This window comes from Gottfriedia acidiceleris, from assembly GCF_023115465.1.
Lineage (GTDB): Bacteria > Bacillota > Bacilli > Bacillales > Bacillaceae_G > Gottfriedia > Gottfriedia acidiceleris_B.
On sequence record NZ_CP096034.1, the window covers coordinates 4,570,794 to 4,596,078 of the forward strand.

Here is a 25,285-nt window from a genome sequence, read left to right on the forward strand (position 1 = left end):
TTGTTGTTTCTTGTCGTTGTTCGCAGTTATTAATAGATTACTTGAATTAGCAAAATTGCGATGATGATTTGAAAACCTACGATGCTTAATGCATAAAGTGAAAGCGACTTCCCATGTTTAATGATCATTTTTAGATTTACATTTAAACCGATTGCAGCCAATGCAATAATCTCAAATAAATGACTAGTCTTATTTGAAATATTCGTAGCCCAACTTGGTAGCAATCCTAAACTACAAAAAACACAAAGGATGACAAACCCAATTACATACCAAGGAAATTGAATTTTTACTTTTTCAATAGATTCCTCTGCTAAGTGTCTTCTTTTTATAGTAGATAAGCTAAAAACTACAACAACTAAAAAAACTACTCGAATTAGTTTAAATAAAGTGGCATAATTCTTTACCTCATCATTTACTAAACTACCGCTAGCAACTACTTGTCCAACTGATTGTAATGTACTTCCGATAAGTGCTGAGGTGGGCAATGTTTCTGAGTGATATAGTACAGATGCTATTAAAGGCAGAATAAACATTAAAACAGTTCCCATCATATTTACGAGTGTGACAGCCAATCCTTTTTCTTCTTGTGTGGCTTGTATAGCTGGGGCTGTTGCTCCAATTGCTGACGAACCGCAAACTGCATTTCCACTTGCCATTAAATAGCTAAAATTTAAACCAAAACCTAATTTTTCGCCTAACCAGATCGTAAAAATAATGACTAAACACATTTGTGTTACGATTAACAAAATTCCTTTTAATCCTAGTAGGCTAATCATTTGAATGCTGATCGTTGCTCCTAATAAAAATATTGAGACCTCTAATAATTTACTTTCTGCAAACTTTCTACCGCCTTCAAAATAAGGCTTTAGATGTACTGTATTACCGACAATCAACCCGATTAATATTGAAAATGTTGCAGCTCCAACCGGCAATATATAAGAAAATGTTTCACTAATAAGTGCAATAAAAAGGCAAAGAATTACCCCCGGAATAACTTTATAAATATTCCCCATATTATTCTCCAAGCTTTCATTAAAATATTATTCTATCTTTGAATATTATGTAACGAAAAAAGAAATTCGACAAGATTCTTGTCGAATTTCCAAATTTATCATATTTTAACATTTAATTTTTTTCATCATAGCTTGAAGCTTCAACAATATACTGGGGTCTTCTTTTTGTTTCGTAATAAATCTTACCTAAATATTCGCCTAATACTCCAATCATCAAGATTTGAACCCCGCCAAATAACATAATAAAATTGGATATCGTATATAATCCAGGAATTCTAATCCCAACTAAAAGAACCTTAAAGCTCATCATAATAAAGATTACAATACTTATACCAATTAATAATAATCCGACTTTCGTTAACAACCTCAATGGTCTTGTATTAAAGCACAATATATATTCAATAGATCTTTTTATTGAATCTATTCTTTTTACTTCGGACTCTTTGTTAATGATTCTTGATGTTATTTCGAACTCAATTGTTTTTATCTTGTAACCAATCCAGTTAAAAATACCTTTTGAATAGCGGTTTGATTCTGGCATGCTTAAAATAGCATTCACTACTTTTCTGCTTAACAAACGAAAGTCTGATTCGTTTTGCAAAATATCAGGGTCCACAAATTTTTTAATAACCTTCTCAAAAATGCCCTTTTTTGCTTTTTTTAGAACTGTATTCTCTATTTTTTTCGATGCTACTACATGGTTATGTCCTTTTTTGTATTCATCCATCATTTCTAATATAACATTCGGTGGATGTACAAAGTTGCCATCCATTAGAATGACTACATCGCCTTTTGCATGTTCAAGTCCAGCACAAATTGCTCCCTCTCTTCCGAAGCGGCGAGTAAACGAGATATATTTCAAATGACTGCTATGATTTGCAACAACTTGAAGTGCTAGTAGTGTATCATCATCACTTCCGTCGTTTATATAAATAATTTCATAATCTTCTTTAAGTAATTTTACTGTATTTGATAAATTAACGTGAAATCTCTCAAAATTTTCTCCATTGTTATAGCAATATACAATAACTGATAATTTCATACAAAACACCTACTTCTCCTAAAGCTATGAAGATATAACTTTTATCTATGTTATAGCACTTGGCAAAACAGTTCAATGATTTTTATATGAATTTTTTTTCAAACGACTAATGGATGAGTCTACTCTTCTTGGAAAGATCCGCAATTTTATTTGCTCTTTTATTAATAGTTGGTTTAAGAACTACCCCTACAATGGTTGCAATGATGACAAAAAGAACTAGTATTGGAAGGTCCTTATAAATGGTTTCCCAAACGATTCCACCAGTCGCCTCCCTTAGCAAGCTTAATGCATAGGTAAAAGGCAGGAACGGGTTTATTTTTTGGAAAAATGGCGGAGTTACTTGAATCGGATAAACTCCTCCCGCTCCAGATATTTGGAGAACTAAAAAAATAATACCGATGCCTTTCCCGATATTTCCGAAAACCGAAACAAGCGTATAAACTATAAACGTAAATACAATGCTAATCAATAGTGCAAATAAGATAAAATAACCTTTACTTGCTGCATAAGTACCTAATATCAGGAAGTTACCAGTAGTCACTACTAATGTCTGTAATACCCCAATAGTTATAAAGGTCAATAGTCTTCCAAAATAAACTTCTCTACTTCTATATGGCTTTTCTTCATGTACTTCAGTAGTTAATAACGATACCATTAATAAAGCTCCTACCCATAACGACAATGTTGTATAAAAAGGGGTCAAGCCTGTGCCATAATTCGGTATTGGAAACATTCGCTCCTTTTTTATAGTGATTGGGCTGGAATAAAAGTCGCTTACCTTCTCTATATCTGTTCGTAGAAAATTAATTAAATCCTCGATGCTTCCTTTTTCTTTAGCCTTTCTAATTTCATTCGCTATTTTTTTTATTTTCGCTTCAATCATTGGTAACTCATTTACTAATTGTTGTATATCACCCTTTTTGGTTGCTAATAAATTTGAGGTGTCCTGTAGTACACCTTTTATTGTAGGTATATTCATTTTTGCATCAGCCAAAACAGTCTGGGTATTTTTTAATGATTCATTCACTAATCTTGAAGCTTCACTTATTTTTGGCGCTAAATCTTGATCAAAATTTCCAGTTAAACTGTTTACTTTGTTATTTAAACTTGCCACGCTTTCACTCATCTTTTTAAGTAAATCACTCGGTAGACCGTTTCCGCTTTGTATTGCACTTTTTAATTGAGCATTTTCATTTTGAATCATCAATAGATCTGCTTCTAAATCTTTTAATGTACTAACATTTTTACTAAAATCTACTTTAGTACCTAAGCTATTTAATGATTGAAGAACTTGATTTAAAGAAGTAACCATATTTCTTGAATTCGGTAGCACTTTTCCGATCTCATTCGATAGCCTCAAGGATTCGTCTTGATTATACGTTTGATTCTGTAATTGTGATAATGTACTTTGCATAACAACAGACTGGTTTTGGAGTAGGTTAAGTGTTTCTTTAATAAGTGGAGTTGAATCTTGAATTGCTTTGTTAATTTGATTAAAAAACCCACTTAAACTTGCCGTTAATTTTTCACCATTTGCTATGATATTATTAATCAATTCCATGTCTTTTTTTGTAGTTTGAATAACGCTTTGTACTTTTTTATAGTCATTTAAGGCTGTATTCACAGTTGTCTTTATTTCGGGTAAGTCTTTTTCAAGCTTAAAAACCATTTGTTCAAATTTTTTTATTTCAGGTAAATTTGCTTGTAAATCAATTCCTATTTTATTAAACTCCTGCAATACTTCTTTACTTACGGTCTTTTCAAATTTCTTTGTAATCTCACTCGCAATACCCGTTGCACCTTTTTCAGTATATTTCGGCGCAACAATATTTAGCTTTTCATTAACTTGATAAACGAGTTCAGGTTTTTGAGGATGATTTGTTAAAACCGTGCTAATTTTATTTGAAAAATCATTTGGGATTAAAATACTAGCGTAATATTTTCCTTGTTTAACCCCTTCATTTGCGACTTTTTTACTTGTAAATCTCCAGCCTAAAGAAGGATTTTGTTTTAAAGAATGTATTACTTCGTTTCCGATATTAATTTTATTGTTTAAGATAGTAGCACCATGATCCTCATTTACTATTGCAATTTTTAAGCCCTTTGTATTGCCGTACGGATCCCAAGAGGCCTTTATATTAAACCATGCATACATTGAGGGCATGATAATTAAACCAATGATAATCATCAATGCAGCCCAATTTGTTACAACCCGCTTTACATCACGAAAATAGATTTCAAATATTGAACTCACCTATAACTCACCTAATCTTAATTTTTAAATAGTATGCAATAAATTCTGCATAACTATTCTTAAAGGCAAGAATGGGAGTCGGGATAAGAAAAGGTAAAATAAAAAAGACTTTCACCAAATTAGCGAAAGTCTTTTCTGCAAAATTCATTATCTAGTTTCTGCCCTTACTCCCATCTAAATGTACGTGCAGCGATTAAGAAGCTTACGACCATCCAGACACATAGCCAGCCGAAATCTGGAAGTAAATCACCAAATGACGCTCCGACATTCATGATGTCACGCATTGCGGTTGATAAGTGCGTAATTGGAATTGTCTTTATAATTGGTTGTAAATATTCGGGCATATTTTTTACAGGGAAAAATACTCCACCTAAAAACATTAGTGGGAACGAAATGAAGCCAGCAATTGGCCCAGCACTTTCTGGACTTTTCGCTAAACTTGCTATAATAAATCCAATGCTCATAAATGTTAATGTACCTAATACAACAAACAATACTACTAACAGGAATGAGCCTCGAATACTAACGTCGAATCCAAAGTAGCCAATTAGAATTGTTAAGATAGCTTGTAAACTATTTAATATTAGCCTTGCTGTAATTTGAGCGGCAATAAAGGTTGAGGCTCTTAATGTGGTGCCTTGCATTCGTCTTAGTACGCCTCGTTCTCTCCAAGACGCAATTTGGCCAGCGACACCATTCATATTATTATTCATGATTTGCATTGCAATAATCCCAGGCACTAAAAAGTCTAAATATGAAAGAGTAATTCCAGCTACTCCTTTAAAGTCTGTTACGATTTTAGGTGTATACCCGGCCATTTGTTTACTAGCGGCATCAACATATGCTGTAATCGTTGCTATTCCACCTTGAAGCTGGCCTGCATTACTTTCATTATAAAGTACTTTTATTTGTGCAGGAGCGGATTGTTGTTTAGTTGTAACTTGATTTTGAAATCCTTTTTTAATGACGATTACAAAATCGGTTTTACCATCAGATAATAATTTCCTAGACTTTAATTCGTTTGTTTTTTTATGAATTTTAAGCGACTTTTGTTTCTCTAAAACAGTTGTAATTTGTTTACTTACTTGAGTGTTATCATAATCAATTAGGTTTACTGAATAACTAGTTGTATTTCCATCATTAAACATTAATCCGAAAATAATCATAAAGAAAAAAGGAAATAATAGTGTCCAAATTAGTGCTTGACGATTACGTACATAAATCCGGAGTTGCGCTAAAGTCAATTGATAATAAGCCTTCATTCTTCACGTAACCCCCTTCCAGTCATATGTAAAAATACGTCCTCAAGAGTCGCAGTTCTAGTCGATAAATCCGAAATTGTCATATCTTGTTCTTTTGTATATTCAAGCAAAGCCATTAATGAAGCTTGTAAGTTACGAGTATACAATGTTACGAAATCATGGTTAATCACGACATTCATTACATTATCTAAATGTGCGAACTTTTCATCTTGCTCTGGTATTTTTGTCTTAAATTCAATCGCGCTCTCTGCAGAAATTGAACTAACTAGATTGTTTGGTGTATCTAGCGCAATTAATTTGCCTTTATCCATGATACCAATGCGATCTGCTAGTACATGAGCCTCATCCATATAGTGGGTTGATAAAACTACTGTTTTACCTCGTTCTTTTAGTTTTAATATGATTTCCCACAACGTTCTACGAGCTTGTGGATCAAGTCCTGTAGTTGGCTCATCTAAAAATATGATTTGAGGATCATGAATTAATGCTAATGCAATCGCTAATCGCTGTTTTTGTCCTCCTGATAATCCTTTTACTAGACTATTTTGTTTCTCAGATAAAAGCATTTCATCGATCAACGGTTCTATTGGAATATGACTTGGATAAAAGCTTGCATACATTTCAATGATTTCTTTTACTTTTAACAGTTCAAATAATGATGTTGATTGGAGTTGGATTCCAATCTCTTGTTTGATTTTATATGAGTCTTTACCGATCACATGCCCTGCAATAGTAGCCGTTCCTTCATCTGGTTTTCTTAAGCCTACAAGCATTTCCATTGTTGTTGATTTACCAGCTCCATTTGGGCCGAGTAATCCAAATACTTCACCTTTTTCAACTTCAAAACTAATTCCATTAACAGCGTAAAAATCTCCATATCTCTTTTTAAGATTTTCAACTTTAATAATTGAGCCCATTGTTTTCCCTTCACCTCGACTAATGAAATAATTATTTAAAAGTGTACTATCATTTTTAATTCAGCCTGCTAAGTATATAATGTAAAAATTAATATATTTGTCGAAAGAACTGAATATTAATAATTTTTAATAAAAATTTACATTTTTTACCAATATTTATCATCCGATTCTACACCTAATATGAAAATTTATTTATTGCATTTATGAAATATTCATTTACATTTTATAACTTGATTGTAACGTCCATGTTGTCACTTTGTAATACTCATCGGTTACAATATGTTGGACATTATTTAAAAAAATTGGCTATGGTTTGAAGTTTTTACTCTTTAGGCGAGCCACAAAAACAAGGTGATAAAATGAAAATAGAACGTGAAAATTGGTTGGATGTTGCCAAAATGATCGGCATCTTTTTGGTTGTTTATGGTCATTCTACAGAAGGTCCGAATTCTATTACATTTATTTACTGGTTCCATATGCCCTTATTTTTTATTATTAGTGGCTATTTATTTAAACCGGTCAATTCAATTAATGAACTCAAATTTTTTATAAAAAAACTAACATGTAGATTACTTGTACCGTACTGTACGTATTTAGTTTTATTTAGTTTATATAACATGACAATTGAGGTAATAGACGGTACCATTAACCAATCAAATTTAGTAAAAGAAGTCCTATCATTGTTAATTGGTGGTAGATTTATTACTGGAGTCCATGGCGTATTTTGGTATGTGACATGTTTATTTATTACTCAAATATTATTTGCGTTAATCTGTTTATACTTTAAAAAGAATAGTACCCGTCTATTCATCGTAATCGCTTGCTATTTGCTTGCACATTTTGAAACAATTAAATTAATTCCACATATTGGTAAAAATACCTTTAATGAAATTTCGATTCCATGGAATATGGATGTTGCTCTACTAGCTATTTTCTTTTTAGGGTTAGGTTTCTTTACGAAAAAGTTGATAGCGTCAATTTCTAACTTCCTTGGAATATCATGTATTGCACTTAGCATCGTTTATATGACCTTATATGAATTGAATAAATTAGACTACCATCTAAGTCTTAAATATTTAAGATATAACCATTTATTTTTAGATGCTTTGATTCCAATAACAATGACGATTGCCGTACTATATTTATGTCAAAAATTAGCAAAACTACAATTTATCCAGCCTTGCACAATCTTTGGTAAAGAATCATTAACAATAATGTACATCCATATTTTTGCGAATGCTGTTTTTTCACAGTTTTTCGATTATGGACCGTTATTGTACACAATGATTGGTTTAGCTGTGCCTATGATTGCGAAGAAATTTATTATTGAATCACAACCTACTATAAAACCATTATTCATTGGTTTAAATGTAAAACGAAAACATTTTAAAGTAAGAACTGCATAAAAAAAAATAGCCCTAGGGCTATTTTTTTATTTTAATGTAGCAATAGCTGCGTCTGTACCTCTTTGAATTGAGCCAGTTGCTGTAACTTTAATATTTTCTAGCGCATCTCCATTTGTAAAAATAACTGGAGTAATTGTGCTTTTTGCATTTTCTTTTATATAGTCCATATTGAATGTTAATAAATGATCTCCAGCATTAACTTTTTGTCCTTCTGTTATATGCGCATCGAAACCTTCACCATTTAGTTTAACTGTTTCTAGTCCAACATGGATTAAGATTTCAACACCTTCATTTGAACGAATTCCAATAGCGTGTTTTGTATGGAATACTTGTACGATTTCTCCATCAAAAGGAGCTACTACAACACCTTCAGAAGGTGTAATAGCAAATCCATCACCCATCATTTTTTCTGCAAATACAGGATCTGGTACTTCAGATAGTGGATGTATTTCTCCAGTTAATGGCGCTTTAATGACAACTTCCTTAGCTGCTTCTTTAGTTACAGGAGCAGATCCTTGTTGTTGTTCTTCCTCTAAACCGAACATTTTTTTTAATTTGTTAAACATAATACTCACCTTTTCTTTAATTTAGATTCCAGTCTTATCATTATCTTTTCAGAAAAAATAATACTAATTATCCTAACAGAAAAAATACTTTTATGCTAAAGAAAAGATGAACTTTTATTGAATTATTAACAAAACTGTATCATTTTTACAATAATAGACATGAAAAACCTCTAATGAATCATTAATTAGCTAGTTCTAAAAATTGGCATTACATATGATAAAATGATGATGCATAAATATTTGTCCATACAATTAATAGATAGGAGCGATTAGATGACTGAAATGGTTCCATTAGTTTTCTCACTTCAAAACAAAAAAATAACGATCATCGGTGGTGGAAAAATCGCTTATCGAAAAGCAAAAGCATTTATAAAAAGCGGTGCTTCGATTACGATTATTAGCCCTCAACTATGTGATGAATTTAAACAGTTACCTACAATAAAATGGATAAATAAGTATTTTGAAAAAGCTGATCTAACTGGAGCTCATATTGTTATTGCAGCTACAGACGATAAAAATATTAATAAATTCGTCAAAGATTGTACTTCAGATTTCCAATGGTTTAATGATGTAAGTGATCAAAATAATAGTGATTTCCATACACCGGCAGTAGTTCGTAGAGGCGACCTTATTGTATCAGTCTCAACGTCAGGTAAAAGTCCAGTCCTATCTAAAAAGATAAAAAAGGAACTGGACACTTATTTTGACGAACATTATAGTGAAGTCGTGGATGAATATGCTATTGAACGAAAAAAACCAGTCATAGAGTAAACTCATATGACTGGTTAAAAGTGCAGAGTCTCTGCCTTATTGTTTTTTCAGCTTTGCTAAGGCTTCTGCAAATGGGTTATTAAATGGTTCGTCATCTTGTTTGTTCTGTTGTTTTAAATATTTTTGAACATCATGTTTAGAAACTTTACTATTTTTTTCTTGCGAACGTCGATCTTTAAAAGTAGAAAGTTTTTCTCTATGCCCACATGCACATACAAAAATTTGACCTTCTCCTTCGCCTCTTAGTTCTAAACGTTTGAAGCAATTAGGACATCTCGCGTTAGTAGATTGAGAAATTGTTTTACGATGACCACATTCCCTATCCTGGCAAACTAACATTTTTCCACGTTTACCGTTTACTTCTAACATTAGCTTTCCACAGTCGGGACATTTAGTGCTAGTCATGTTATCATGCTTAAATTTTTGTTCAGTTTGTTTTATTTCTTTCACAGCATCTGAAGAAAAACGAATCATTTCACTCATAAATTTTGATTTAGCTAATTTACCTTTGGAGATGGCTTGAAGCTTCTGCTCCCACTCGGCTGTTAGGGCTGGTGATTTCAAGGCTTCTGGAACAAGGTTTAATAATTGCTTGCCTTTATTAGTGATGAAAATATCTTTTCCCTTTTTTTCTATTAAAAAGCTACTGAAAAGCTTTTCAATAATATCTGCTCTAGTTGCAACTGTCCCCAATCCGCCTGTTTCGCCTATTGTCTTTTTTAAATCATTACTATTACCAGACATAAAATGGACTGGATTTTCCATTGCACTTAAAAGTGTGGCTTCATTAAAGTATGCTGGTGGTTTCGTATGCCCTTTAGTTTCAATAATTTTAGCTACTTCAATACGCTCATTCTCATTAATAATTGGTAATCGTTGATCCTCTGTACTATCAAGATCGTCTTCATCCTTAAAGACCTCTTTCCATCCCAGTGAAATAACCCTTTTACCTTTTGCAACAAAGATCTCATTATCAATTTCTGCGATAACTTTTTCTTGTTCATATACATATGGAGGTAGTAAGACTGCTAAAAATCTTCTAACGATTAGATCATATATTTTAAATTCTTTTGAAGAAAGTTCACTTAATATAGGTGCTTGCTCTGTTGGTATAATGGCATGGTGATCTGAAACCTTATTGTCATCTACAAATGACTTATTTACTTTAATCGGTTGATTCGTTAACTTCATAATGATTTTTCCATAAGGTTTTATGTTACATGCTAATAAACGTTCCTTTAATGTATCAACTAAATCTGATGATAAGTATCTAGAATCAGTTCGTGGATACGTAACGACTTTATGGTGCTCATATAGCTTTTGCATGATGGATAAAGTTTCTTTAGGTGAAAAGTTAAATCGTTTATTCGCTTCTCTTTGGAGCTCAGTTAAATCATAAAGCTGCGGAGCAAAAGATTTTTTTTCAGCTGTCGAAACTTCTTTAATCTTTAGCTGTTTTCCTTTTATCGTTCCAATTATTTTTTGTAATTCATCAGTCGTTTTAATTTTCTGGTCATTCGACTTACGATTTTGCCACGTAAAGGTTACATTATTTGCTAATACTTGTAACCCATAATAAGTTTGTTGCTTAAATTCTTTAATTTCCTTTTCACGCTCTAAAATCATTGAAAGTGTCGGAGTTTGAACCCTACCGCATGAAAGTTGAGCATTATGCTTACAAGTAAGGGCTCTTGTTGCATTAATACCCACGATCCAATCTGCCTCAGCTCTTGCTACAGCAGAAAGATATAGATTTTCATATTCCTTACCACTACGTAAATTTTCAAAGCCTTTTTTTACTGCCTGATCTGTTGCAGAAGAAATCCACAGTCTTTTAATTGGTTTATTAACCTTTGCTAATTGAAGTATCCATCTTGCAACAAGCTCACCTTCTCGCCCTGCATCTGTTGCAATAACGATATCTGAAACATCTTTTCTTAATAATTGAGTTTTGACAGCTTGAAATTGCTTGCCTGTCTTTTTAATAACAACAAGCTTTAATTTATCTGGAATCATTGGTAAATCTTCTAAATTCCATGACTTATATTTATTATCATATCCCTCTGGATCAGCCAAAGTCACAAGATGCCCTAAAGCCCATGTCACAATATACTTTTTACCTTCTAAAAAACCGTTACCTTTTTGATTGCACCCAAGCACTTTAGCTATATCTCTAGCAACTGAAGGCTTTTCAGCTAATACTACTGTTTTGCTCATATCATACTCCTTAGTTTGTTTACAATTTTCTTATTAACTAACTTTAACACTTCTACTTATCTAAATTCAAAATCTAAATAATTTCGATTCGACACTTCTTTTCTTCACTCAAATGAATGCTAAAATTTATTTTCACATAATTTGTCCACATTTTGCACCTAAATCACAGCTTTTAACTTAAATAATAGAAACAATTGATGATCAATTTTCTATAATTTTTTATGATTCACATCGGAAAGGAGTAAATAAAACCATGTATTCCTTATTGTTCATCACACTTATTCCAAGCTGTTTTCTTACTTTTATTTGATTATTCCTAATATAGAAGACAATCAGTATTTCAATATATTTTACCATTGATTTTTTCAATCGTAAGCATCGCTTTAATTGTTATTGGTTTTGCGGTAGAAAGATGGGGTGGGATTAAGTGCAGTTGGAATTGCACTCTTAATTTTATCAATTATATCTATAATTGTAGGATCTATTGTATCTCTTAGAAAATATGGTAAATCTTCTTTTTTGCTGAAAATTGACGTTTTATTTTACTAAGAAAACAAAGGAATTCACTCTCTATATGGCAAATTTAGTAATTAATTCCATATATAAGGAGAGAGACAATGATTAATAAGATTGTATCCGTAATTTTAGGGGTATTTTTATTCCTATTACCCACAGCCAACGCGACTTCTTTTTCACAAAGTTTTAGTGATGATGAGTTATCAAATTATATAGATAATCTAAATTTAAACACTACTGAAGCCACATTTGGACAATCTATTGAAGTTGGATTAACGACTAAAGAACATTTCAACAATGTAACTCTCACATTTAAAAACGGGACTAATTTGACGGAAGTTTTGCTAAAAAACCCATCATCTTCTGATCTATACTATGCTGGAAAAATTGGGGTTACAGCTTCTTTTATAAAAGGCACTTATCAACTAAGTTCAATTACACTAGATGATCAAACTCTAGCTGTTTCAGACCAGGCTATTAAATTTATGATTAAAGATTTGCCAACTCCGAAAATCAATCCAATTACTAATAAATCTACTTCCGTGACAGGAGCATTTTTAGAAAATAGTAGTGTTCAAATCCTCTTCAACAATAAGCTTGTAAGCACTGTACAAACGGATGCAAAAGGCAATTTTCAATTCAATACTAAACCTCTAAAAGAATTTACGAAAATAAATGCAGTTGGTGTTTCAATTGGATTAAAAAGTAAAACTGCTACATCATATGTTTCAGATGTAATCGCACCTTCTATCACTTCCATACCTTCAATATCAGATCAATCACTAAGCATATCAGGTAAATCGGAACCGAATGCTGATGTTCTCATTTACTTAAACAAGAAAGTATTAGCAAAAGGCAAAGTTAACTCTGCTGGTAAGTTTACTATTAAAATAGCAAAGCAAAAGGCAAACACAGTTCTTCAAGTTGTTGCAGTTGATAAAAGTAAAAATCAAAGTAAACCTATTTTAGTTCGTGTATTAGATCGTACTGCACCTCAAGCGCCTACAATCCAAACAGTTAAAGAAAATGCCACTGTCATTAGTGGAAAAACAGAACCAAATGCTTCTGTTAAACTATATCTAAACGGTAAATATTCAGCTAAAACGGCTGCAACAAAGAATGGTAGTTATTCTTTTAAGGTCAGTAAATTAAAAGTATTTACTCCTATAAAAGTGCAGTCAATTGACGCTGCTGGAAATCAAAGTAAGCCTTCATTTACTGAGGCAAAGAGCTCCCAACCTCTTTCGAATGGGCAGCTAATTATTGTTAATACAAAAACAAATAAACTTTCATATTATAACAAAGGAAAACTAGTAAAAACATTTAGTGTAGCCACAGGAAAAGCCTCCTCTCCTACACCTACTGGAAAGTTTAAAATCTTAAACAAAATTAAAAATAGACCTTGGTATAAGGAAAATATTCCTGGCGGAGCTCCAAATAATCCACTAGGTAAAAGATGGATGGGCTTAAGTATGGGTAGTTCCCCGGGAAACTCATATGGAATACACGGAAATGCTAATGAGAGCTCAATTGGTAAATCAGTCAGTCACGGCTGTATTCGAATGCATAACAGTGAGATTGAATGGTTATTCGATCAAATAAATGTTGGAACGACAGTTATTATTGCAAAATCTTCTAGTACTAATGGGCAGATTGCTCACTCATATGGAATAGCGATCGCGTAAAAAGCAAACCTTTCAGGTTTGCTTTTTTAATAGTTTAAGAGATTACTCTCTTTCGTTTTTCTAATAGCATTCTTTTTACTTTTCACTGATAATATTTAGTAAAAAGGAAATAGTTAGAAAGGGGTATTTTTATTTTGAAAAGGTATTTACCCATACTCATTTTGTTTTTCGGTATTCTCTATATCTTTTTTATTCCTTCAGAGCCTGTAAGCATAAAAATACTATTTAAGGTAATTCCAATGGTGTTGATTATTAGTTTGGCCTTTTCACAAATTCCTTATCAATCAACTAAATACCGTACTCTCATAATTTTAGGTCTCTTTTTTTGTATGATTGGTGACGGAACATTAATATGGTTTGTTGTTGGTTTAAGTGCTTTTTTAATTGGGCACTTATTTTACGCTGCTGGTTTTATAACGAAATGGAGATTTTCAATTTATCGTGTACTATCGATCATTCCAATTGCAATTTATGCATTTTTTCTATGCTCTAATTTAGTAAGCTCTTTAAACGAAAATGGTCAGGAAAATTTAGTTATTCCGGTAATAGCCTATTCAGTAGCTATTTCAATGATGGTATTTACAGCAATAATGACTGGAAACAAATGGGCTATTTTAGGGAGCCTATTATTTATCATTTCAGATTCTATCTTATCGTGGGACCTATTTGTAAAAAGTGTTAAATATGGTCACGAATTAATCATGATTACCTACTACACAGCACAGTTTTTAATCGCTAAAAGCATTTTAAATAGAAAGAGAGTTGCGTAATATTTTACTTTCAATTAAAGAAAGAACTACAATATAAATGTAGCCTCTTTTACTAAAAAATAAAAAATGAAAGCGCATTACATACAGATTATGAAATGTAAAAAAGGAGATTTTTATATGAAAAATGAGTTAATAAATCGTTTAATTAGTTATGCAAAAGTTGATACACAATCAAATGCAAGTAGTGAAACATGCCCGTCTACACCAGGCCAATTAACTTTGGGCCGCATGTTAGTGGAAGAGTTAAACAAAATCGGTTTAGTTGATGTAACAATGGATGAAAATGGTTATGTAATGGCTACACTTCCGGCAAATTCCGACAAATATATTCCTACAATTGGATTTTTAGCACATTTAGACACCGCGACTGACTTTACAGGAAAAAACGTTAATCCTCAACTAGTTGAAAACTATGATGGAAATGACATCGTACTAAATGAAAGTTTAAATGTTGTATTATCTCCAAGTCATTCACCAGAGCTAACTAAATATATAGGTCATACATTAATGACAACTGATGGAACAACATTACTTGGTGCAGATAATAAGGCTGGGATTGCCGAAATTATGACTGCGATGGAGTATTTAGTTCAGCATCCTGAAATCAAACACGGCAAAATAAGAGTCGCATTTACACCAGATGAAGAAATCGGTAGAGGCCCACATAAATTTGATGTTAAAGCATTTGATGCTAAATATGCTTACACAATGGACGGTGGTCCACTAGGAGAGCTTCAATACGAGAGTTTTAATGCTGCAGGTGCAATGATTACAGTAAAAGGTAAAAATGTGCATCCAGGTACTGCCAAAGGTAAAATGATAAATTCTATGAAAATTGCCATGGAAATAAATAATTTATTACCTGTAGAAGAAGCGCCAGAATCAACAGAAGGTTACGAAGGCTTTTATCATCTAGTATCAATTGAAGGTGATGTAGAGTTAACAAAGATGCACTACATTATTAGAGATCATGATAAAACAAAATTTGCTAATCGAAAAGAGACATTGTCGAATATTGTAAATCAATTAAAAGAAAAACATGGTGAAAACAGCATTATTTTAGAGTTAAAAGACCAGTACTATAATATGGGTGAGAAAATCTTACCTGTTAAAGAGGTTGTTGATATTGCTCACGAGGCAATGACAAACCTAGAAATTACACCAATTGTAGAACCAATTCGTGGTGGTACAGATGGTTCACAGCTTTCATATATGGGACTACCAACTCCAAATATTTTTACAGGTGGAGAAAACTATCACGGCAAATTTGAGTATATTTCAATCGACAATATGGTTAAAGCAACGAATGTTATGATTGAAGTGATCAAATTATATGAAAAAAAAGCAACTTCAAAGTAAAAAAGTAGGACTGACAGAGCTGTCAGTCCATTTTTTTACTTAATTTTACGAATAAATACGACCTTTAGATAGTTTCCTTCTTTAAACAGTTTAGTTGTTTTAAAATCATTAGGTAGGCTGAATTCTTCCATTAATTTATATTGTCCGCCTAATTCTTTAAACGCTGTGTCAATAAACCCTTTAAATTTATTCATTCCAAACGTACTGCAGTTCGTTGAAGCAACAATTACACCATCATTTTCAGTAATCGTAATCGCTTCTTTCAATAGGTTCTTATAGTCCTTTTCGGCACTAAAAGTATGTTTTTTAGATCTTGCAAAGCTTGGTGGATCTAAAATAACCATATCAAATGAAAGGTTCTTTTTTACTGCATATTTAAAGTAATGAAATACATCCTCAACGACTATGCTCTCGGATGCAGGGTCAATTCCATTAATGTAAAATTGTTCCTTTGTTTTATCTAGGCTCCGATTTGCTAAGTCAACACTAGTAGTCTTACTTGCCCCTCCAACTGCTGCAAAGACTGAGAATGCCCCTGTATAAGAGAAAGTATTTAAAACTGTTTTATCGTAAGCATATTTATCTCGAATTAGTTTTCTTACTTCACGTTGATCCAAAAATACGCCTACCATTGCGCCATCATTTAAATAAATAGCGAAATTAACCCCATTTTCCTTTACGATAATAGGAAATTGACCTCTTTCCCCCATCACAAAGTCATCTTCTTCAATATACTGACCTTTTGTATCAAAGCGCTTTTTCTGATAAATCCCTTTGAATTCGACAATATTCTTTATTGCTTGAATAACCCAATCTTTGAATTGATAGATTCCCTCGCTATACCAACTAATCAAATAAAATCCATCAAAAAAATCAATTGTTAATCCACCGATCCCATCGCCTTCTCCATTAAATACTCTAAATGCTGTCGTATCAGAACTATCATAAAAATGTTGGCGTTCTTCGATTGCTTGTTTAATTTTATCTTCAAAGAACTTAGGACCAATCTTTTCATGCTCCTTCAGGCTAAGAATCCAACCTAAACCTTTATTTTGCTTTCCATAGTAACCCTTTCCAATAAAACCATTACGTTCATCTATTAGATTAATGATAGTTCCTTCATTAATGAAATCTTTACTATTTACGATCGACTCTTTTGAAATTAGTGGGTACCCGTTTTTATAATCTTTTACAAACTTTTGTTTAATTTTCAGATTCATTTCTTTATCCATAAGCCCATCCATTCATTCTCTTTTTTACTCATTATTTCCAGAATCAATTATTATAGTGTGACCTGTTAGACAAAACTGCAGATTTTGGTAATATATAATCTTTTTCTATGAAATAAGCACTGAAGCCATTACGCGCAAAATACGCTTTCAAGTCTTTTATTATAACATGACAAACAAATTACTTTCCCTCTCTTATTTAAGCAAGATTGATAGTGATCTTTAAATTTGATGCATAAACTAATCTCTTTCACTTAAAGGATTAGTGATTTTCTCTGCTAGTTATTTTAATATTAATATCATAAATACCTTTGATGTAGTTATAAAAGTGGCAATACTAAAGTAAGCGCCATATTATCTAGGTCAGAACAAATTCTTGTTCAAAGTGAAAGGATAACATTATGGAAATTATTAATGAAACAATGCAAATAGGGGACTTAAAAGAGAATAAGATAATAGGGAACCTTAAATTAACAAATTCAAAAATAATATTTAGAGGAAAAGGAAATCTTCTATATTGTGATAATGAAAATGTTCATTTAGTAAATAGTAATATTGAGTTTAATGGAAATGACACAATTATTTTTCTTTGTAAAAACAGGTTTAATTATATACTCAATGCAATTGTTTACAATAATTCTGTATTATTTTTTGGAAGAGATAATTATTTTAACAACAAATTAAATATAATTATTTCAGAACAAAAAAATGTTATCGTAGGAGAAGCTTGTTTATTTTCATTTGATTGTTGGTTTAGAACAGCAGACCCACATCTAATTTATGATTCTTTCACGAAGAAAAGAGTTAACCCAAGTAAAAGCATTTATATTGGTGATCATGTTTGGATTGGTCAACATGCATTTATTTTAAAAGGAACTCAAATTGGTTCCGGCAGTATTGTCGGCGGGATGTCTTTAGTTAGTGGGAAAATAATTGAATCTAATTCTTCATATGCGGGCAATCCAGCAAGTAAAATTGGCGAATCGATTTTTTATACTAGTGACAGCGTACATGCGTTTACAGAATCAGAAACACGAAGTCATGATGTTTTTGAGAGTGACGATTATATTTATTCATATAATCAGAATGAGGCTCTCCCGTTTCCTTCAATTGAAAAATCATTAACAGAATTTAAGTTAGTTTCACAAAAACTTGATTTTATTATTGAGAATTTGCAAATGAATCGAAACAAAAACCGCTTTTTCATTGGAAAACCTATTGCTAAGCAGAGTTTTATAGAAAGAATTAAAAAAAATGTATACGAGTATTTAATGACAAAGAAGTAAAGTCGCATGCTTTAGGTTAATAAGAGAAAAGTAAAGATCACAATTGTCATCAACCTCAAAATAGAAATGTAAAAAACGGAGTTATTTTCTTTTGGAAATAGCTCTTTTTTTGGTTGACCTATTAACCCGTTAATCCATATTTCTTATTACACTATTATATGGAACAATTTTCTGCCCTAAAAAAACACCCCTTAAATTCGTTGTATCAAAAACACAGGGTTTTTTCTACATTAATGTTAAGGGGTGCAGTCTAAATTGAATAAGACATTAAACTCATTCATTAACCTGTTGAATTCTTCTAGCAAAATCGACAAATTTGAACTTATCTGGGCGATGTCTAGATTGACCGTATTGTAGTAAGGAACCATCATCTAAATAGACAAAAGTATTTACAACGACTACCATATCATAGCCATCTAAATCCAAATATTTTTGGTCATCTTCTGTGCAAGCTTGTACTACAATTTCTTTTTTCGCAAAGCCAATAGTTAAGTGTAGCGTATTTTCAATATAGTCAAAAATTGACCCTTCGCAGATAGACCTTGAAAGTTTTTCTACATATGAACTATTGTAATACTCTTTGTCTAAAATTATTTTTTTTCCGTCAATTTTTCGAGCTCTAACTACTTTCCAAATCGCTGTTTGCTCATCTATTTCTAGTTGTTCTCTTATAAACTTACTAGGCCACTTCTTTTCAAGAATTTCTACAATCGTTTCTGCTTCTCTACCAATTTGGTTTGATAATTCTTTAAAACTAATTAATCCTGTAACCGGAAAATTTAATTTTGCAGTGTCTAAAATAAACGAACCTTTCCCTTTGACTTTATTTATATAACCGTTTTGCTCAAGCATTTGTAATGATTTTCTAATTGTATCTCTAGAAACATCAAACTGCTCCATTAATGACTTTTCAGAAGGTATTTTACTACCAACAGTAAAAGCCCCTTTTTCAATCTGTTCAATTAACTTATGATAGATTGAAATATACTTTGCGTTCATTTTCATCACCTAGAAAAAGTTTATTATATTCTCACACTTTTCTCAAGAAGGTAACAAATAGACTCATATGGGCGCAACGTCATTTCGGTTAAATCCTGACTAGAATCTTTATAATTTGAAATTAAAATCTGCTTGTTATACTCCCCGATAGCAATATCTTCTGGTATTTTAAAAAGTGTATCTTCTCCATAAAAATTATTAACGACTAACAACATTTGATTACCCAGCTTTCTAGTGTATGCAAAGATTTGTTTATGATTTAGTAATAAAGAATCATACGTACCTGTCGAAATTATGTCGAATTCTTTTCTTAAATTAATTAGTTTTTTATAATGATGAAACACTGAATCTTCATCAGCTAGAGACTTTTCGACATTTATTTGTTCGTAATCTTTTCCTGTTGAAATCCAAGGTGTTCCAGTTGTGAATCCAGCATGTACTGAATCATTCCATTGCATAGGCGTACGAGAATTATCCCTTGATTTGCTCTTTAAAATGGCTAATATTTCTCTTTCTGGAACCCCATTTTCTTTTAATATTTTATAATAATTTAAGCTTTCTACATCTCGATAGTCTTCAATCGCGTCGAATTTAGGATTAGGCATTCCAATTTCTTCACCTTGGTAAATATATGGAGTTCCCCTTAATAAATGCATTGAAGTAGCAAGCATTTTGGCTGATTCTTTATGATACTTTTGATCGTTTCCAATTCGTGATACAATACGCGGTTGGTCATGATTACACCAAAATAAGGCGTTCCATCCATTTCCTGACTGCATACCTTTTTGCCACTGATCCAATATTGACTTAAGTGACATAAAATCAAAATCCATTAATGACCATTTTTGCCCATCTTTATAGTCAATTTTTAAATGATGAAAGCTAAAAACCATGGATAACTCATTCTCTGACGGATTTGAGTATCGAATACAATGGTCGATTGAAGTTGAAGACATTTCACCAACAGTAATGATTTCTTCCTTCTTACCAAACGTCTCATTATTTAATTTCTTTAAATACTCATGAATTCGAGGTCCGTCTGTATAATATTTTCTGCCATCACCTGTTTCGTCATCAACCATAACTTCTGGCTTTGATATCAGATTAATTACATCCAAACGAAATCCTTTTACTCCTTTATTAATCCAGAAATTAACGATATCGAATATTTCGTTTTGTACCTCATCATTTTCCCAGTTTAAATCTGGTTGGGTTTTATCAAAAAGATGCAGATAATATTCATTTGAATTCTCAACTTTTTCCCAAGTTGAACCACCAAATTTGGAAATCCAATTCGTTGGCTCTTTTCCATCTTTTTCTTCTCTAAAAATATAATAATTTTTATATTTTTCATCTCCATCTATGGCTTTCTTAAACCACTCATGTTCTGAAGAAGTATGATTAAATACCATATCCAGCATTATTTCTATATCACAACGTTTAGCAGCCTTCACCAACTCATCAAAATCTTCCATTGTTCCGTATGCTGGATCAATATTTCGATAGTCTGCGACATCATAACCATTGTCATTTTGAGGAGATACATAAAATGGAGTAAGCCAAATGTAGTCAACACCTAATTCTTTTAAATAATCAAGCTTTTTTGTAACTCCTCTTAAGTCTCCTAAACCATCTCCATTCGAATCATAAAAAGACTTAGGATAAATTTGGTATACGACACTGTTCTTAAAATCCTTCATTTTGATAATCTCCTTGATTTATAAATAAATTCGAAAGGAAGGAAAATAAATTTCCTTCCTCTTAAATAATTATGAGTTTTTCACTAGCAGTTTTTTCTTGTTAAAGATAATCGTTAAAATAAATGGGACAACGACTGCAACTAGCATAGCGATTGAAAACATTCCTATATGTTTAGGCTGAATAGATAAAATTGCTGGTAGACCTCCAACACCAATTGAATTCGCCATTACACCTGATCCAACTGAAACAATAGCAGCTATACCAGAGCCAATCATGGCAGCTAAGAATGGATAAGCATACTTTAAGTTAATACCAAACATTGCTGGTTCTGTTACCCCTAAGAAACAAGAGATAGCAGCAGGAATTGATACTTGCTTTTCTTCTTCATTCTTTCTATTTAAATAAATGATTGCTAAAACAGCTGAACCTTGTGCGATATTTGATAAAGCAATCATCGGCCACAGGTTCGTTCCGTGTAGCTGACTCATTAGTTGAAGATCGATTGCGTTAGTCATATGGTGCAATCCAGTTATAACTAGTGGCGCATAGAAGAATCCAAAAACTAAGGCAAATAGCCATCCAAATGAAGACGTTAATCCTGAATAAACTAAATGTGAGATAGCTGACCCGATTTTCCAACCAATCGGACCTAATACTACATGTGCAATTAACACTGTTGGTACTAGTGCAAAGAACGGTACCACAATCATTGAAATTGCACTTGGAACGATTTTTCGAATATTTGTTTCTAAAATCGCTAAAGTGAACCCGGCTAAAATAGCTGGAATAACTTGCGCTTGATAACCAATCATATCGATTTTAGCAAAACCAAAGTCCCAAACTGGTGGTACAGCCCCGCCTGCTACTGCGTATGCATTTAGTAGTTGTGGTGAAACAAGTGTAATACCTAAAACAATCCCTAGAATTTGAGTCGTACCCATTTTTTTTGTAATTGACCAGGTAATACCAACTGGTAAGAAATGAAAAATGGCTTCACCAATCAACCATAAAAAAGAATGTGTACCTGCCCAAAATTGAGAGGTTTCGACAAGTGTTTTAGTACCATGATCTAATAGTTTAATATCCCCAATTATGTTACGGAATCCTAAGATTAGACCACCTACAACAATGGCTGGAATTAATGGTGAAAAGATTTCCGCTAAGTGAGCAAGTAATCTTTGAATCCATGTCATATTTTGCCTTGCAGCTATTTTTGCTTCATCCTTTGAAGTTTCCTCAACCCCAGCTAATTTTACAAATTCATTATAAAAAACAGATACTTCATTACCGATAATTACTTGAAATTGCCCGGCTTGCGTAAAAGTACCTTTAACTATTTTTATTTCTTGAATCATTTTTTCATCAGCTTTTTTAACGTCTTTCAGTACAAAACGCATTCGTGTTGCACAATGAGTTACTGTAGCAATGTTTTCTTTACCACCAATGTACTGAAGTAATTGTTTTGCTTCATCACTATATCGGCTCATGATTTCCCCTCCTCGAGCAATCTTTTTTTATTTAATTTTATCCTGTACGTACAAGATTAGTATATTCTTGTACGTACAGGATTGCAAGCGTTTTTTGTAAACGTTCTCAATTCTTATTAATTTCCATGGAAATTGCTAGTCAATTACTAGAAAGTTACAATAAGAAATCAGAAAGGGTTTATGCTATTTATTCATAAATCATTTTGAGGAATTATTCAGTAAATTAATGGTTGCCATAAAGTTTTACCAAGATGAAAACGGTATGAGATTGCTAACCCATACCGTATTTATTAAAATTTTATTTATTTAAACAGATAAAAATTGAAAAAAACCGTTAATGCTCTAGCTGTTCCTTAGGTAGAGCATTAACGGTTTTTTAGCTATTATTACATAGTTTCCTCTGTAAAGTGATCAAATACGATACAGCCAGCTCCTTGTGCAACGATGTTATACGCTGTTGATGATTTAATGATTTGTACAGGACAGTTTGGATAATTTTTCAATCTTCCTTGTGCTGTTTCGCATGCTACATCAAAGAATAATGGCTTTGGAACTAATGTACCTCCACAAATTACAAGATCAGGGCGAACGATATAAATAAGATTAGTTAGTCCAATTCCAAAGTAATTAGCTGATTCTTTTATAACCTCTAAACAAAGTGGGTCTTCCTTCTCTAAAGCTTCAAGAATTTGATGATAGCTAATATGTTCGACATCGTTTATTTCCCCCATCAAGGAAGTAATCTCGCCGCGCTTAACGCGTTTGATCACCTCTTCTCGAATCGCAGGTAAACTACTGTACGCCTGTAAACAACCATATGAACCACACGAACAAAGTTTTCCATGAATATCAACGATCATATGACCAAAAGCATCGTCCATTTCGTTCTTATTACTTATTAATTTACCTTGTTGAATAATTCCACAACGTATTCCCATATCACTTGAAACAAAAACAATATTTTCGTTTTCTTTACTGAAATTTAGTCTGTACTCCGCTAAGGCGGCTAAATTTGTGCCGTTATTTAGTAATACTGGGCACTTATTGGCTTCTTCTAGGTGCTTAACAATATTTAAATCGTCCCATCCATCTGCTAAAAATGATTCCGATTTTATCATTACACCCTTTTCTTGATCAATTGGGTCCAACACTCCAATACCAATACCTAATAATTGTCCTCTATTAATCTGATTTTGATCTAATAATTCACTTACACTTTTTGTTACAAAATTTAACGTATACTCCCCAGTACTCACGTTGCTCATTTTTAATTTTTTTGATTCGACTATTGTTAGATTTAAATCAAGCAGTAGTACTGTTGTAAATAAATTCGTGATTTCGACACCGATTAAGTAAAATGCAGTTGGGTTAATCATATACATTGCTGGTCTCCTTCCACCACTAGAAACCCCTAAACCACTGTCATATATAAGTCCTTCCTGTACTAATTCATCTAATAACCGAACACAAGTAGTATGCTTATACCCTGTCATTTCAGTTAATGTACTAACTTTAATTGGCCCTAATTTTCGTATTAAGCTATATAAAAGCTTTAAACTTTTGATTTTAGGCGACTGATAGCCTATAAATTGCCTGATCATTGACTCCTCCGAAACTCTAATCTTATTTTACATTCATTTAACTTTTTATATTTTATGAATTAAGTATAGCTATTTATACACTATATTTACAACATCTTCAGTGAAAACGAATAAACTTTTTACCAAAATGATTTTTAGTTTGTTTACAAGTAAGGAATTATCCATTAGACTTATGTTGAAAGCATTATTATTTATTAGAATTCTTATAACAATCCCTATCGCTCATTTTAGGAGGAAAAATAAATGCATAAAACTGAACATATTTTAGAAACAAGAAATTTTTTATTAGGTAAAACAAACTACCGTCCAACGGTTGGATTAATATTAGGTTCTGGCTTAGGTACTCTTGCAGATGAAATCGAAAACTCTGTTGTGATCCCTTACAGTGAAATTCCTCACTTTGCAAAGTCTGAAGCAGTTGGACACGCAAATGAATTAGTAATCGGTGAATTAAAAGGCCAAGCTGTTGTAGCAATGAAAGGTCGTTTCCATTATTATGAAGGCTTTACTTTAGATGAAGTAACGTTCCCTGTACGTGTAATGAAAGCTCTTGGAGTAGAAAAATTAATCGTAACAAATGCTTGTGGCGCTGTTAACACTAGCTTTAATCCAGGCGATTTAATGTTAATTACTGATCATATTAATTTAGTTGGAACAAATCCTTTAATTGGACCAAATAACCCAGAACTTGGAACTCGCTTCCCTGATGTTTCTGAAGTATATAACAAAGAATTACGTAGCCTTGCATTAAATGTTGCTGCGAAACAAGATCTTAAATTACAACAAGGTGTATATGCTTGGTGGAGTGGCCCTTCATACGAAACACCTGCTGAAATCCGTATGATCCGTACACTTGGTGCTGATTCTGTTGGGATGTCAACTGTTCCTGAAGCTATCGTAGCTGTTCACGGAAGTATGAAAGTTTTAGGTATCTCTTGCCTAACAAACATGGCTTGTGGCATCCTAGACCAACCATTAAACCACGAAGAAGTAATTGAAGTAGCAAGCATGGTGAGAACGAAATTCGTTAACTTAGTTAAGGGCATTTTAGAAGAAATGTAATACGAAATGCGCAAGGCGTTTGATCAGCCCCGATAAGCATAAGACGAAGAACGATAAAGGTTGGTTTTTACCTTTATTGAGCTTTGGCTTATGACCTCGAGGGGCTAACGCCTGGAGCTAGACAATGCGCAAGGCGTGTTGA

At 32.5% G+C, this 25,285-nt stretch carries 19 protein-coding genes; 7 read left to right on the plus strand and 12 right to left on the minus strand.

The genetic code is table 11. The features are described from left to right. Positions 1–29 precede the first annotated feature (29 nt). The 5 genes from MY490_RS21540 to MY490_RS21560 form a co-directional block, all read right to left on the minus strand. Complete coding sequence (locus tag MY490_RS21540) at positions 30–1,013, minus strand: YeiH family protein (RefSeq protein WP_248267464.1); 984 nt, start codon at positions 1,011–1,013, stop codon at positions 30–32. 112 nt (positions 1,014–1,125) lie between these two features. Further along, complete coding sequence (locus MY490_RS21545) at positions 1,126–2,055, minus strand: glycosyltransferase family 2 protein (RefSeq protein WP_248267465.1); 930 nt, start codon at positions 2,053–2,055, stop codon at positions 1,126–1,128. Positions 2,056–2,161: 106 nt separating this feature from the next. After that, positions 2,162–4,309 (minus strand): YhgE/Pip domain-containing protein, encoded by a 2,148-nt coding sequence (locus tag MY490_RS21550; RefSeq protein WP_248267466.1) that lies wholly within the window; start codon positions 4,307–4,309, stop codon positions 2,162–2,164. Positions 4,310–4,473: 164 nt separating this feature from the next. Continuing rightward, on the minus strand, positions 4,474–5,571 hold the full coding sequence (locus MY490_RS21555; protein ID WP_248267467.1) for an ABC transporter permease: 1,098 nt from the start codon (positions 5,569–5,571) through the stop codon (positions 4,474–4,476). Next, complete coding sequence (locus MY490_RS21560; RefSeq protein ID WP_248267468.1) at positions 5,568–6,488, minus strand: ABC transporter ATP-binding protein; 921 nt, start codon at positions 6,486–6,488, stop codon at positions 5,568–5,570. The genes MY490_RS21555 and MY490_RS21560 overlap by 4 nt, the downstream gene beginning before the upstream one ends. 359 nt (positions 6,489–6,847) lie before the next feature. On the opposite strand from MY490_RS21560, the gene MY490_RS21565 reads away from it, so the two are divergent. Then, complete coding sequence (locus MY490_RS21565) at positions 6,848–7,894, plus strand: acyltransferase family protein (RefSeq protein ID WP_248267469.1); 1,047 nt, start codon at positions 6,848–6,850, stop codon at positions 7,892–7,894. 26 nt (positions 7,895–7,920) lie between these two features. Here the strand turns inward: MY490_RS21565 and MY490_RS21570 are convergent, their stop codons facing one another. Further along, the gene (locus tag MY490_RS21570) at positions 7,921–8,460 is read right to left on the minus strand and encodes a PTS sugar transporter subunit IIA (RefSeq protein ID WP_432707027.1); all 540 of its coding nucleotides are present in this window, start codon (positions 8,458–8,460) and stop codon (positions 7,921–7,923) included. A 273-nt stretch (positions 8,461–8,733) separates the two neighbouring features. On the opposite strand from MY490_RS21570, the gene MY490_RS21575 reads away from it, so the two are divergent. Beyond that, on the plus strand, positions 8,734–9,231 hold the full coding sequence (locus MY490_RS21575) for a precorrin-2 dehydrogenase/sirohydrochlorin ferrochelatase family protein (RefSeq protein WP_248267470.1): 498 nt from the start codon (positions 8,734–8,736) through the stop codon (positions 9,229–9,231). Positions 9,232–9,267: 36 nt separating this feature from the next. Here the strand turns inward: MY490_RS21575 and MY490_RS21580 are convergent, their stop codons facing one another. Next, positions 9,268–11,448, minus strand: coding sequence for a DNA topoisomerase III (locus MY490_RS21580; RefSeq protein ID WP_248267471.1), 2,181 nt, complete (start codon positions 11,446–11,448; stop codon positions 9,268–9,270). 617 nt (positions 11,449–12,065) lie between these two features. Between MY490_RS21580 and MY490_RS22220 the strand changes: the two genes are divergently transcribed. From MY490_RS22220 to pepT, 3 genes are all read left to right on the plus strand, one after another. Next, positions 12,066–13,649 (plus strand): Ig-like domain-containing protein, encoded by a 1,584-nt coding sequence (locus MY490_RS22220; protein WP_282439826.1) that lies wholly within the window; start codon positions 12,066–12,068, stop codon positions 13,647–13,649. 239 nt (positions 13,650–13,888) lie between these two features. Continuing rightward, positions 13,889–14,419: a lysoplasmalogenase gene (locus MY490_RS21595; RefSeq protein WP_248267472.1), complete on the plus strand. Its 531-nt coding sequence runs from the start codon at positions 13,889–13,891 to the stop codon at positions 14,417–14,419. A 117-nt stretch (positions 14,420–14,536) separates the two neighbouring features. Further along, entirely contained in the window at positions 14,537–15,778 is a 1,242-nt protein-coding gene (pepT, locus tag MY490_RS21600) for a peptidase T (RefSeq protein WP_248267473.1), read from the plus strand. A 35-nt stretch (positions 15,779–15,813) separates the two neighbouring features. On the opposite strand, the gene MY490_RS21605 is transcribed toward pepT, so the two are convergent. Beyond that, positions 15,814–17,010 carry a class I SAM-dependent rRNA methyltransferase gene (locus tag MY490_RS21605; RefSeq protein WP_248267474.1) on the minus strand — a complete coding sequence of 399 codons (1,197 nt, stop codon included), beginning with the start codon at positions 17,008–17,010 and terminating at the stop codon, positions 15,814–15,816. A 398-nt stretch (positions 17,011–17,408) separates the two neighbouring features. Here MY490_RS21605 and MY490_RS21610 point away from each other — a divergent pair, with 398 nt between their 5' ends. Continuing rightward, the gene (locus MY490_RS21610; RefSeq protein WP_248267475.1) at positions 17,409–18,293 is read left to right on the plus strand and encodes an acyltransferase; all 885 of its coding nucleotides are present in this window, start codon (positions 17,409–17,411) and stop codon (positions 18,291–18,293) included. Positions 18,294–18,566: 273 nt separating this feature from the next. On the opposite strand, the gene treR is transcribed toward MY490_RS21610, so the two are convergent. From treR to MY490_RS21630, 4 genes are all read right to left on the minus strand, one after another. Beyond that, positions 18,567–19,292, minus strand: coding sequence for a trehalose operon repressor (gene treR / locus MY490_RS21615; RefSeq protein WP_348983777.1), 726 nt, complete (start codon positions 19,290–19,292; stop codon positions 18,567–18,569). A 23-nt stretch (positions 19,293–19,315) separates the two neighbouring features. Then, entirely contained in the window at positions 19,316–20,992 is a 1,677-nt protein-coding gene (gene treC, locus MY490_RS21620) for an alpha,alpha-phosphotrehalase (RefSeq protein WP_248267476.1), read from the minus strand. A 69-nt stretch (positions 20,993–21,061) separates the two neighbouring features. Further along, entirely contained in the window at positions 21,062–22,480 is a 1,419-nt protein-coding gene (treP, locus tag MY490_RS21625) for a PTS system trehalose-specific EIIBC component (protein ID WP_248267477.1), read from the minus strand. 386 nt (positions 22,481–22,866) lie between these two features. After that, positions 22,867–24,081: an ROK family transcriptional regulator gene (locus tag MY490_RS21630; RefSeq protein ID WP_248267478.1), complete on the minus strand. Its 1,215-nt coding sequence runs from the start codon at positions 24,079–24,081 to the stop codon at positions 22,867–22,869. A gap of 243 nt (positions 24,082–24,324) precedes the next feature. On the opposite strand from MY490_RS21630, the gene MY490_RS21635 reads away from it, so the two are divergent. Beyond that, complete coding sequence (locus MY490_RS21635; RefSeq protein ID WP_248267479.1) at positions 24,325–25,143, plus strand: purine-nucleoside phosphorylase; 819 nt, start codon at positions 24,325–24,327, stop codon at positions 25,141–25,143. The last annotated feature ends 142 nt before the right edge of the window (positions 25,144–25,285 follow it).

Coding starts and splice junctions, on each gene's coding strand:
- MY490_RS21540 (WP_248267464.1), bottom strand. CDS start 1,013: ATGGGGAATATTTATAAAGTTATTCCGGGGGTAATTCTTTGCCTTTTT.
- MY490_RS21545 (WP_248267465.1), bottom strand. CDS start 2,055: ATGAAATTATCAGTTATTGTATATTGCTATAACAATGGAGAAAATTTT.
- MY490_RS21555 (WP_248267467.1), bottom strand. CDS start 5,571: ATGAAGGCTTATTATCAATTGACTTTAGCGCAACTCCGGATTTATGTA.
- MY490_RS21560 (WP_248267468.1), bottom strand. CDS start 6,488: ATGGGCTCAATTATTAAAGTTGAAAATCTTAAAAAGAGATATGGAGAT.
- MY490_RS21565 (WP_248267469.1), top strand. CDS start 6,848: ATGAAAATAGAACGTGAAAATTGGTTGGATGTTGCCAAAATGATCGGC.
- MY490_RS21570 (WP_432707027.1), bottom strand. CDS start 8,460: ATGTTTAACAAATTAAAAAAAATGTTCGGTTTAGAGGAAGAACAACAA.
- MY490_RS21575 (WP_248267470.1), top strand. CDS start 8,734: ATGACTGAAATGGTTCCATTAGTTTTCTCACTTCAAAACAAAAAAATA.
- MY490_RS21580 (WP_248267471.1), bottom strand. CDS start 11,448: ATGAGCAAAACAGTAGTATTAGCTGAAAAGCCTTCAGTTGCTAGAGAT.
- MY490_RS22220 (WP_282439826.1), top strand. CDS start 12,066: ATGATTAATAAGATTGTATCCGTAATTTTAGGGGTATTTTTATTCCTA.
- MY490_RS21595 (WP_248267472.1), top strand. CDS start 13,889: ATGGTGTTGATTATTAGTTTGGCCTTTTCACAAATTCCTTATCAATCA.
- pepT (WP_248267473.1), top strand. CDS start 14,537: ATGAAAAATGAGTTAATAAATCGTTTAATTAGTTATGCAAAAGTTGAT.
- MY490_RS21605 (WP_248267474.1), bottom strand. CDS start 17,010: ATGGATAAAGAAATGAATCTGAAAATTAAACAAAAGTTTGTAAAAGAT.
- MY490_RS21610 (WP_248267475.1), top strand. CDS start 17,409: ATGGAAATTATTAATGAAACAATGCAAATAGGGGACTTAAAAGAGAAT.
- treR (WP_348983777.1), bottom strand. CDS start 19,292: ATGAACGCAAAGTATATTTCAATCTATCATAAGTTAATTGAACAGATT.
- treC (WP_248267476.1), bottom strand. CDS start 20,992: ATGAAGGATTTTAAGAACAGTGTCGTATACCAAATTTATCCTAAGTCT.
- treP (WP_248267477.1), bottom strand. CDS start 22,480: ATGAGCCGATATAGTGATGAAGCAAAACAATTACTTCAGTACATTGGT.
- MY490_RS21630 (WP_248267478.1), bottom strand. CDS start 24,081: ATGATCAGGCAATTTATAGGCTATCAGTCGCCTAAAATCAAAAGTTTA.
- MY490_RS21635 (WP_248267479.1), top strand. CDS start 24,325: ATGCATAAAACTGAACATATTTTAGAAACAAGAAATTTTTTATTAGGT.